The sequence below is a fragment of the Flavobacterium sp. genome (assembly GCF_044361015.1).
Classification (GTDB): Bacteria; Bacteroidota; Bacteroidia; order Flavobacteriales; family Flavobacteriaceae; genus Flavobacterium.
Map to the genome: position 1 here is coordinate 1 of NZ_JBIKJL010000063.1, position 10,831 is coordinate 10,831.

10 protein-coding genes, 1 tRNA gene and 1 pseudogene are annotated in these 10,831 nt (G+C 36.0%); 5 read left to right on the plus strand and 7 right to left on the minus strand.

Features of this window, described 5'->3' with window-relative positions; genetic code table 11:
• Both ACIQ2Z_RS11445 and ACIQ2Z_RS11450 read right to left on the minus strand, forming a co-directional pair.
• Positions 1 to 1,127 (minus strand): annotated as a pseudogene (locus tag ACIQ2Z_RS11445) (phosphoribosylformylglycinamidine synthase); the annotation flags it as partial.
• A gap of 118 nt (positions 1,128 to 1,245) precedes the next feature.
• Positions 1,246 to 2,808 carry a hypothetical protein gene (locus ACIQ2Z_RS11450; RefSeq protein WP_396184285.1) on the minus strand — a complete coding sequence of 521 codons (1,563 nt, stop codon included), beginning with the start codon at positions 2,806 to 2,808 and terminating at the stop codon, positions 1,246 to 1,248.
• 126 nt (positions 2,809 to 2,934) lie between these two features.
• On the opposite strand from ACIQ2Z_RS11450, the gene ACIQ2Z_RS11455 reads away from it, so the two are divergent.
• The 5 genes from ACIQ2Z_RS11455 to ACIQ2Z_RS11475 all read left to right on the plus strand — a co-directional run bounded on the left by ACIQ2Z_RS11455 (position 2,935) and on the right by ACIQ2Z_RS11475 (position 5,870).
• Positions 2,935 to 3,363: a PaaI family thioesterase gene (locus ACIQ2Z_RS11455; RefSeq protein ID WP_396184286.1), complete on the plus strand. Its 429-nt coding sequence runs from the start codon at positions 2,935 to 2,937 to the stop codon at positions 3,361 to 3,363.
• 2 nt (positions 3,364 to 3,365) lie between these two features.
• Entirely contained in the window at positions 3,366 to 4,391 is a 1,026-nt protein-coding gene (locus ACIQ2Z_RS11460) for a chorismate-binding protein (RefSeq protein WP_396184287.1), read from the plus strand.
• 1 nt (position 4,392) lies between these two features.
• Entirely contained in the window at positions 4,393 to 5,115 is a 723-nt protein-coding gene (gene bshB1 / locus ACIQ2Z_RS11465) for a bacillithiol biosynthesis deacetylase BshB1 (RefSeq protein ID WP_396184288.1), read from the plus strand.
• A gap of 64 nt (positions 5,116 to 5,179) precedes the next feature.
• Positions 5,180 to 5,255, plus strand: a tRNA-His gene (locus ACIQ2Z_RS11470).
• Between the two features lie 285 nt (positions 5,256 to 5,540).
• Positions 5,541 to 5,870, plus strand: coding sequence for a YegP family protein (locus tag ACIQ2Z_RS11475; RefSeq protein WP_396184289.1), 330 nt, complete (start codon positions 5,541 to 5,543; stop codon positions 5,868 to 5,870).
• Positions 5,871 to 5,885: 15 nt separating this feature from the next.
• Here ACIQ2Z_RS11475 and ACIQ2Z_RS11480 read toward each other — a convergent pair whose 3' ends face one another.
• The 5 genes from ACIQ2Z_RS11480 to ACIQ2Z_RS11500 all read right to left on the minus strand — a co-directional run bounded on the left by ACIQ2Z_RS11480 (position 5,886) and on the right by ACIQ2Z_RS11500 (position 10,721).
• Positions 5,886 to 8,408 carry a cation-translocating P-type ATPase gene (locus ACIQ2Z_RS11480; RefSeq protein WP_396184290.1) on the minus strand — a complete coding sequence of 841 codons (2,523 nt, stop codon included), beginning with the start codon at positions 8,406 to 8,408 and terminating at the stop codon, positions 5,886 to 5,888.
• 171 nt (positions 8,409 to 8,579) lie between these two features.
• Complete coding sequence (locus tag ACIQ2Z_RS11485) at positions 8,580 to 9,602, minus strand: M28 family metallopeptidase (RefSeq protein WP_396184291.1); 1,023 nt, start codon at positions 9,600 to 9,602, stop codon at positions 8,580 to 8,582.
• A gap of 38 nt (positions 9,603 to 9,640) precedes the next feature.
• Complete coding sequence (locus ACIQ2Z_RS11490; RefSeq protein WP_396184292.1) at positions 9,641 to 9,946, minus strand: dienelactone hydrolase family protein; 306 nt, start codon at positions 9,944 to 9,946, stop codon at positions 9,641 to 9,643.
• A 119-nt stretch (positions 9,947 to 10,065) separates the two neighbouring features.
• Positions 10,066 to 10,422, minus strand: coding sequence for a type II toxin-antitoxin system HigA family antitoxin (locus ACIQ2Z_RS11495; RefSeq protein WP_396184293.1), 357 nt, complete (start codon positions 10,420 to 10,422; stop codon positions 10,066 to 10,068).
• Positions 10,423 to 10,427: 5 nt separating this feature from the next.
• On the minus strand, positions 10,428 to 10,721 hold the full coding sequence (locus ACIQ2Z_RS11500; RefSeq protein WP_396184294.1) for a type II toxin-antitoxin system HigB family toxin: 294 nt from the start codon (positions 10,719 to 10,721) through the stop codon (positions 10,428 to 10,430).
• Positions 10,722 to 10,831 lie beyond the last annotated feature (110 nt).

Here is a 10,831-nt window from a genome sequence, read left to right on the forward strand (position 1 = left end):
GCAAGCATGATTACTTTGTCATAACCAAGTTTGCGGGAATCATCAACTCCGACAGAGTTTTGAACGCTGTCGGAGTTATTTTCTTGATGTTCGAATGTTAGCACCGAACCCGTAATTAAAGGCTGACCAAATTTATTTCCAAAATCAGAAGCTCCGTTGGATGCTTTGATTAAAATATCCATCGGTGTTTGATACAACCATTCGCGTTCGTTCATGGCATTTTCCCACGGTCGATTTTCTTCCAAACGCGAATAGGAAGTCATGTAAACTGCAGTTCCGCCAAGCGGTAGCGAACCTTGTCCGCCCGCCAAACGGTCTCTTATTTCTCCACCTGAACCGGTAGCGGCACCATTGAAAGGTTCAACCGTTGTTGGAAAATTATGCGTTTCAGCTTTGATAGAAATAACCGAATCGAAAGATTTGGTTTGATAAAAATCAGGTTTATCGGCACTTTTTGGAGCAAATTGTTCTACAGTTGGTCCTTTGATAAATGCAACATTATCTTTGTATGCTGAAACAATATCGTTATGATTTTCGGCAGCTGTTTTTTTGATTAATTTAAATAGGGAAGAAGGTTTTTCTATACCATCAATTACAAATGTTCCGTTGAAAATTTTGTGTCGACAATGTTCTGAATTCACTTGAGAAAAACCAAAAACTTCGGAATCAGTTAAATTGCGTTTGAGTTTGATAGCTAATGTATTCAAATAATTGACTTCTTCTTCACTCAATGCCAACCCTTCTTGCTTGTTGTAAGCTGCAATATCTTCAATTTCTTTGATGGATTCGGGTTGAATGTTGATGGTGAAAATTTCCTGATGTAATTCCGTATATTTTTGAGATAACATCGGATCAAAGTCGGAATGATTGCTTTCTACTTTATGAAATTCTTCAATTCTAATAATGCCTTGAATTCCCATGTTTTGAGTGATTTCCACAGCATTGGTACTCCAAGGGGTGACCATTGCGGCACGTGGTCCAACAAAAAAATCCGTAAGGACGGATTTTTCTATTTTATTTGTATTGCCAAAAAGCCAGTTTAATTTTGCGATGTCCTGAGCCGAAAGTTCGTTTTGCGATTGAACGGCAAAAACAGTAGTACTTTCGTTTCCGAAGAAATGAATCATGGTGGGTGTCGAATTAGTTGTGTAGCCACAAAGGTAATTCGAAAAGTTCAATCAACAAAGGAGATTAAATTTGTTTTTGTAAACAAAATACTAACTGAATTGTTGATAGAATCATTTTTTAATCTTCTTCAAAAATTGAATAATTATAAGCTCCCATATCATAAGGGCTAAGTCGTTGAATTCCAAGAATATCTTCAGTGTCAATAGCAAAAAGAGGATTAGCATTTCCTTTTGCTGCGGAATCATTACCAATATTTAATTTATTTTTTATAACATTCAAAAATTTAGGATTCGCCACCGAATTATTTGTAGCGATTATGCAATTTACATATCTCTCAGGATTTGTAAATTGATACAAATCATTATTTGTATAAACGTTATTAACATTGTTAAACTTAATCAAACAATGGTCAAATTTATAATTAAATGTACCTTCTCCTCTTTTATCAATCAACATTTGAATTTGGTTTGAACCATAAATAATGCAATTGGTAAAAGTAGCCTCTTCTATCGGTAAAATTTCAGGTTCTGCTCCTTCAAAATAATTATTCAAATAAACAGAAAGCTGTCTCGAACTTGTCCAATTGTTGTTAAAAGTAGAATGATTAAAATTATATTTTCCTCCATAAGTACATGCCAAAGCAAATTGTCCGGCACTGTTTATCACTACATTTTCAGCTTTAATGTAAGCTGTTCTGGCTAAAATTCCAAAATTAGAATGATCGTAAATTTGCACGTTCCTTAATTTAACATCAGCTTCAGGATTTGTTAAACCTGTGTTTCCGTCGATTAAAAGTCCAACTACACCGTTTTTAATAATACAATTTGTAAACTCATTGTTCTTACTTCCTTGTGTCAACCATATTGCTCCCCATTGTCCAGGAACATCTTCATATAAAGGTTCTAATCTGTCGCCTTGAAAAATGACATGACTTTCTAATGGATTATCAGGATTATTAGAAATTCCTCCATTGACTTTTATACTACCTTGGTCACCAATTATCAAACTTGATTCCGCATGAAAATGAATTCTGGCCCCAGCTTCAACAACCAATGTTTTGTTGGCAGGAACGGCTGCATAACCATAAATGACATAGGGTTTTGAATTATTCCAAATATATTCATTACCGTTAATCGGGTCGTTTTCATCTAAAATAAAGCCACGCTGTGGAGTTCCACCAATGTTTATATTTTCATACGATCCATCATCAAAACGTTGTGGATATAGAAAATAAGCATCTTGAATTAACGTAACCAATTCCACTTTTTGCAGTGTTGAACCGGAACCAAATTCAATTTGATCGGTATATAAAAAATCGGTCGGATTCGCTTCTGCAATATCAACTGTCGTTTCAATAAAAATATACATACTGTCTTTAGCCAGCATTTCTACATTTTCAAAAATACGATTATTGCCCACCATACCATCAACTGTCATGCGGTATTTAGAATCTAATCCTTTTCCTAAACGGATGGAGGGAATGCTAATGTCTACGTTAGAGCGGTTATACACTTTTAATGTATATGTACTTGAACCTATATTACTAAAAACAGTGTCAAAATAAACGGTATCTCTTGAAAATTCTAATCCGCCTGAACTAGGTTTAAATTCAAAATCATTTCGACAAGAAGTGAGTGAAATGGCAGAAATGATAAAAAATAGAAAAAGTAAATTACGCATGAGCCTGATTTTTGGTAAAATTAACCATTAAATTGAAATAGCAAAATCAAATTAGTAAACGAATTTAATAGGATTTTAGTTTATGCACCATCTAAAAATCTTTATTTTTACCAAAAAATAAATAAGATGACTTTAGATAAAGCCAAAATTCTTCAAAATTGTAATGAATTCAGTAAAAATACCTTGATGGAAACCCTTGAAATTGAGTTCATTGATGTGGGAGAAGATTTTTTAAAAGCCAAAATGCCGGTTAATTCACGCATTCATCAACCGATGGGATTATTGCACGGCGGAGCTTCGATTGCCTTGGCAGAAAGTGTTGGAAGTGCTGCTTCGATGTTGTTTGTAAATGCCGAAAAGCAAGAAGTGCGTGGAATTGAAATTTCAGCCAATCATTTACGTAGTAAGCGAGAAGGAACTGTTTTTGCTACCGCTAAAATCATTCATCAAGGAAGAAGTATTCATTTGTGGGAAATCAAAATTGAAGATGAAGAAGGAAAACTAATCTGTCTTTGCAAGTTGTCAAACATTGTTTTACCTAAAAAGACTTCTTAACGATGGCAATTTTGTCTAAAGTTAAAATGCAGTTGGAACAAAATTTACCTTTTGTTTTGTATTTAATTCCGAATCAAAAAAAGATTTATGGATTATTTAAAAAGGACAATTCTATCTACGATTTCAAAGGTCAAACCGGATTTGTTTTTGCTTCTTTTGATGATGATAAAAAATTTGTAATTCCTTCGGAAAGTTCAGATATTATGGAAGAGGAATTTAGTTTTGATTCTACAAATCAGGATAAAATTTTGATGAATTATTCAGAGAATGAAAAGAAACATTTTGAAGATATCGTTCAAAAAGCTATAAATTTAATTCAAAATGGCGATTTTGAAAAAGTTGTTCTTTCCAGAAAAATTGAAATGGAAAAGAAAGTTGATTTGATTGAAACTTTTTTGCGTTTAGCCAATCGTTATCCAACAGCTTTTCGGTATTTATTTTTTCATCCGCACATTGGTTGTTGGATGGGAGCCACACCTGAACAATTGATTAAAGTGGAAAACAATCATTTTGAAACTGTTTCGTTGGCCGGAACCCATCAAAAAAATAGTTTTGAAAAATGGTCAACCAAAGAAATTCACGAACAACAAATTGTAACCGATTATATTTTGGATGCCGTTCATAAAGAAACCCTTTCAATAAAAGTAACAGAACCATTTACAGTGGAAGCCGGTTCGTTAGTTCATTTAAAAACCATTATTTCCGGTGAAGTTTATTCGATAGAAAACACCAAAAATATGCTTCAAAAATTACACCCAACACCGGCAGTTTGTGGTTTTCCAAAAGAAAAAGCACTGCAATTTATAAACGAAAATGAAGGTTACGACCGAAAATTCTATGCCGGTTATTTAGGTTTATGGAATGAAGATGAAGCATCTGCCAATCTTTTTGTAAATTTACGTTGTTTAGAAGTTGAAGAGAATAAAATAACTATTTATGTCGGTTGCGGAATTACCGGAAAAAGTAATCCGGAGAAAGAATTTTTTGAAACCGAACATAAATCACAAATCATGAAATCCATTTTATAAAATGAGTTTAAAATTAGACATATTAGCTTTTGGAGCTCACCCCGATGATGTAGAATTAGGTTGTGCAGGAACATTAGCCAAAGAAATTTCGTTAGGAAGAAAAGTCGGTATCATCGATTTAACGGAAGGCGAATTAGGTACACGTGGTTCAATTGAAATTCGCTATAAAGAAGCCGCAAAAGCTTCTGAAATTTTAGACATTTCGTTTCGTGAAAACCTAAAAATGCGAGATGGTTTTTTCAAAAATGATGAAGAACATCAGATGGAAGTGATAAAAATGATTCGCAAATACCGTCCGAAAATCGTGCTATGCAATGCCATTGAAGACCGCCATATCGATCACGGAAAAGGAGCAGAATTAGTTTCTGATGCTTGTTTTTTATCCGGTTTAAAACGAATTGAAACCGTTTTGGAAGGGGAAAAGCAAGAAGCGTGGCGACCCAAAGTCGTTTATCATTACATCCAGTGGAAGAATATCGAACCCGATTTTGTGGTAGATATTACCGGTTTTATGGATATAAAAGTGAAGGCAATTATGGCGTATGATTCACAATTTTATAATCCAAATTCTGATGAAATGGTTACGCCAATTGCTACCAAAAACTTTTTAGACAGCATAAAATACCGTTCGCAAGACTTAGGAAGACTTATCGGAACTGACTTTGCAGAAGGATTTACTGTTGAAAGATATGTGGCTGTCAATAGCTTAGGAGATTTGATATAATTTATCAAAAAAAATCTTTGGAAGATTGACGGAATGCATTATATTTGCACTCGCAAAAACAAATGGTGATTGTAGCTCAGTTGGTTAGAGCGTCGGATTGTGGTTCCGAAGGTCGCGGGTTCGAGACCCGTCTTTCACCCAGAAATGCAAAGCTTCGAGGAAACTCGAGGCTTTTTTTGTGGGTTATTGTTCTTATTATCTCATTAAGAGGAGTTTTATTTTCTCGCAAAGCCGCGAAGACGCAAACTTTATAATTTTTCCTTTGCGTCTTTGCTCCCGATAACCATCGGGATGGCGAGAGACTTATTTTGCAGATTAAGATTCTGTTATTTCTTGATAAATTCTTTGGTAGATTAGTTCAGTATACCTGAAAAATTATTAAATTGTTAGCCAAAATACTAGTAATCACGTTAAAAATTAATTATATGGGATCATTTGTTATCAGTAAAAGAAAAAATGGAGAATTTCAATTTGTACTAAAAGCAGGCAACGGTCAGGTTATATTGGCTAGCGAAGGCTACAGTTCCAAAGCTGCTTGTGACAACGGTATTGAGTCCGTTCGTAAGAATTCACAAGTCGATGCACGTTTTGACCGTTTGGAAGCTAAAAACGGTAAGTTCTATTTTAATTTAAAAGCAACCAATGGGCAAATCGTTGGCAATAGTGAAATGTACGAATCGGTTGCCGCCCGAGACAATGGAATTGCCTCTGTTGCAAAAAATGCACCCGATGCGGATGTGAAAGAAGAAATCTAAATTCCACCCTATAGATTACAAAAGCTCTGATGATTCAGGGCTTTTTTTTCGTTTCAATAGTTTGTACAATTCAATCCAAATGACAGATGCAAAACCAATGCCGATGCTTATAGCCAATTGTTCCAAAGGTAATTGAGTGAAGCCAAAGAAAAGTGCAAAAGGTTTGATATAAATTAAAGCAGCAGTTACTACCAAAGGGAGACCGATGATCCAAAGAACCAAATTGTTTTTGTATTTCAGCGTCGTTAAAACGGAATTGTAAAAAGAGCGGTTCACTAGTGTTAGAAAGATATTCGCACTTATTAATGCGGTAAAAACCATACTTCGCGTGAAGGTTTCATTATAGCCGAAGTTCACAGCGAATTGATACGTAGCTAACGTGCCAATGGTTATTACCAGTCCTTGAATAATGCTAATTGTTAGTTCTTTCACTTTAAAAAAGGTCGTTGTTAGCAATCGCGGTTTTTGAGTCATCGTATTTTTTTCCATGGGCTCATTTTCAAATATAATGGAGCAGGTGGGACCCATGATTAACTCAAGCAAGATGATGTGTAACGGTGTAAAAATACTCGGATACACCCATCCCAATGCCAATGGAATCAAAACCGTCAAAATAATTGGGATGTGTATCGAAATAATGTACTGAATCGCTTTTTTTAAATTGGTGTAAATTTTTCGTCCCATGGCAATAGCGGTGACCATCTTTGATAGATCATCGTCCACTAAAATCAGCGAGGCGGCTTGTTTGGCAATTTCTGTTCCTTTTTTGCCCATGGCAATACCAATATGAGCGGCTTTCAAAGCCGGACCATCGTTGACGCCATCGCCTGTCATCGCTACAATTTGCTGGTCATTTTTTAAGGCATTGATGATTTTCAATTTGGCTTCCGGGAACATGCGTGTATAGATGTTTATTTCCATTACTTTTTGTTCCAATTCTTTATCCGTAAGTTGCATCAATTCATCGCCGGTAATACTTTTATCAGCTCCTTTAAAACCAATCGACGCAGCAATTGCTTGGGTAGTGACCGCATTATCGCCGGTAATTATTTTTACCGCAACACCCGCTTGGTAAAACTGTTCAAACACCTGTTGAATATTCTTTTTCGGCGGATCATAAAACGCCACCAACCCCACAAAATCAAACGCGAATTCTTGTTGTTTTTTTGGAAAGTCAGTTCCCGAAAAATCAGCAATTCCCACTCCCAAAACGCGGTATCCTTGCGATGCCATTGCAAAAACTGCTTTTTCAATGGCAGTTTTTTTCTCGGCGGTTAGCTTAGAAACGGCTATCATGGCTTCCGGAGCTCCTTTTGCAGCAATGATTCGTTTGCCCTTTTTATCTTCATGCACATGCGTCATCATCGGTGGTTTGCCATCCAATGGATATTCATGAATCATTTGATAATTGGGTTGCTCATCGTCAGGATGCGTCTGTTGATAGCTTTCATGAATAGCTACTTCCATGGCATCAAAGGGAATGGGTTCGCTCGCCCACATGGCCAATTCAATTACTTTTTTAGAAGGCGTTTCATTAAAACCATCTGCAGTCGCAACTTTTTGATTACTTAAGGAATACACTTCCACCAAACTCATTTTGTTTTCAGTAATTGTTCCGGTTTTATCCGTACAAATAACTGTGGCACTTCCCAAAGTTTCCACCGTTTTCATCTGTTTCACAATGATACCTGTTTTCATTAACCGCCAAGCACCTAATGCCATGAAGGTGGTAAATGCGACCGGAATTTCTTCAGGTAAAATACTCATCGCTAATGTCAAAGCCTTCAACAAACTGTCCAAAACATTTGCTGTATGATAATAATTGATTCCCCATACGATTAGAAAAATTAACGCTCCAACCAAGACCATTTGTTTGACAAATCGGGTGATTTGAACTTCCAAAGGTGTTTTTTCTTCGGCAATGGATTCCAAGCTATCGCCAATTGCTCCGAGTTTGGTTTTGTTTCCAATGGCGTTTACTTTCGCAAGAGCTATTCCGCTGGCAACTGTGGTTCCATTATAAACAAAACAATCTTCTTGAGTGATGTCTTTAAAAACAGCAAGTGATTCGCCGGTAAGCACTGATTCATTCACCGAAAAATCATTGGATTGTAAAAGGGTTGCGTCGGCATTCACAGACGTACCTTCTTCTAAAACCAATAGGTCATCTATTACTAAGTCTTCATTACTTATTTCGATTGTTTGCCCGTTGCGAATCACTTTGCATTTGGGCTGGGTGATTTCTTTTAGTTTTGCCAATGCATTTTTACTTCGGGAGTTTTGATACAACGAAATGGCAGCTACCAAAACAATGGCTACGGCCAAAAAAATGGCATCACCCACTTGTCCGCTCAAAAAGTAAATGAGCGAAGTAGCGAATAATAACAAAACCATGGGTTCCGTTACCAGACTTTTAACAGCGTCTAAAAAGGTATTTTCTTTTTTATAGGTGAGGTTGTTTGCACCATGATTCAATCGTGAAGCAATTACTTCTTTGTCCGTTAGTCCGGTTGTTAGGAACTTGTTTTCAGGTATCATGATTTAAGTAACTCTTTTTATATGTATTCGCATTCTAGTTAGCAATAGAGCAGGCGAGTCAGAATGAGTTAATCTTTAAGGTGCGATTCAATTTGAAATACACACTTAAAGATACAAAAAAAAACGCAAGAGTTACTTTGCGTTTTTAAATTATAATAGGTTCTTTATCAACTATTTTCCGTCTTTATCCACTTTTGGTCGTTCGGCGGCATTGGCTAATTCCCAAGCCACTACAAATGCCAATTGTGCTCTTTTTGCCATTTGCGGATAATCAATTTTGTCCGCAGTATCCGTTGGTTTGTGGTAATCGTCGTGAACACCGTTGAAATAGAAAATGGCCGGAATTCCCTTTTTGGCAAAATTGTAATGATCAGAACGGTAATAAAAACGGTTCGGATCGTTTAAGTCATTGTAGGTATAATCCAATTCCATTCCGATGTATTTGGTGTTGGCTGCTTCCGATAGTTTATGTAAATCGGTACTCAAGCGATCGGAACCGATGACATATATATAATTATCATTTTGTTCTTTGCCGTAACCTCTTCTACCAATCATGTCGATATTGATGTTCGCAATAGTATTTGCTATTGGAAATAACGGATTTTCTGCATAAAAACGCGAACCATGTAAACCGTGTTCTTCACCCGTTACGTGTAAAAATAAGATTGAACGTTTGGGTCCGTTTCCTTCTTTTTTAGCTTTTTGGAAAGCGGCAGCCAATTCTAATAACGCCACAGTTCCCGAACCATCGTCATCGGCACCGTTATAGACTTCGCCATTTTTCATACCCACGTGATCGTAATGAGCAGAAATCACTAAAATTTCTTCCGGCTTTTCAGAACCTTCGATAAATGCCCAAATATTTTCAGAATCACCTAACTTCGGACTGAATGCTTTTTTAAAGAATTCAGAAGGAATAGGTTGGTAATAAGTAGTTGCCCCTTTTGGAAAAGGAACACCAATCGATTGGTAGTGTTTGATTAAATATTCACCCGCTTTCTTTTGTCCGGGTTCGCCGGTGTTTCGACCTTCCATTTCATCGGAGGCAATTATATAGAGGTGTTTACTTAAATTTTCAGCTTTGATGGAATTCATATAATCGGTCGGATTATAATCATTACCAGTGTTTTTATTAGATGAGCAACTTAAAATTAGTAAGGCTAATATATAAATGCTAGACATTATTTTTTTCATTTTCAATTATTTGAGCGACAAATATAACAAATGTGTATTTATAAAATTTCTTTTAGTAAAGTTAAAAAATGAGTAAAAGAACGTTTTTCTGCCAATTCATTATAAGCTGCTCCTTTTGAATTATCGTTTCCTGCATTTTTATGTGAAAAGGAATGTACCGCACCGGTATAGAAAATCATTTGCCAATCAGCTTTTGCTTCTTGCATTTCTTTTTGAAAACCAAGTACTTCTTTTTCAGGCACAAAAGGGTCATCAACACCATGTAAAACCAGTACTTTCGTTTGAATGGTTGTGGTGCGATCTTCCGCTTTGCCCAAACCGCCGTGATAGGAGACAATACCCACCTAATAGTAACAACATTTCGTAGAGTAGTATTACGGCGAGGTCGGCAGACCATCGCAGAGCACTGTGCTACAAGAGATACTTCGGAGAGTCGGACTTCGGGGAGACGAGGTATGGACTATTAATAGGTTTGAATGAGAACATCAGTTGGAATATTTAGAACTTCGTGTAATTTTCTAATCATTTCAAGAGATAATTTTCTTTTGCGATTTAGAATTTCGCTTGCCCGGCTTTTTAGACCTACAATGTTTGCCAAATCATTTTGATTTAAGCCCATTTGTTCCATTCTGAATTTTATGGCTTCTATTGGATCCGGTAAACCAATAGGGAAGTGTTCATTTTCGTATTGGTCGATTAGAATACCAAGTACTTCAAGCTCATCGCCTTCAGGCGTTCCATTTTTAGCATCAAAAATCATTTCAAGTCTTTCCAGAGCTTGATTATAATCTGTTGCTGTTTTTATAGGTTTAATTTCCATAGCTCTTAAATTTCGTTAGCGTTAATTTTATCATAGTCAGCATGAGTTCCAATAAAACGAATCCAAACCATTTGATATTCATAATTTATTTTCACAATCAATCGGTAATTGTTTCCTTTTATATTGAAAATAACACGATTGTCATTCAAAATACTCGCACTTGGATAGTCTTGCTTTATTTCGTTTGGATTTTTCCATTGAGCTTTACTTGCTTCTTGGAACCAAGATTTCAATTGTTGTTCGCAATCGGCGTGTGATTCCCAAAAATCTCTCACTATTTTCTTTGCAATTACTCTCAAGTTTCTAAGTTTAAAACAAAGATAATAAAAAGTTCCCAATATGGGAATTTTTTGTTAGATTTTTTTTCCAAAAACTTCCCCGATGACTGCTAACTTATTTTTAGTTCTAA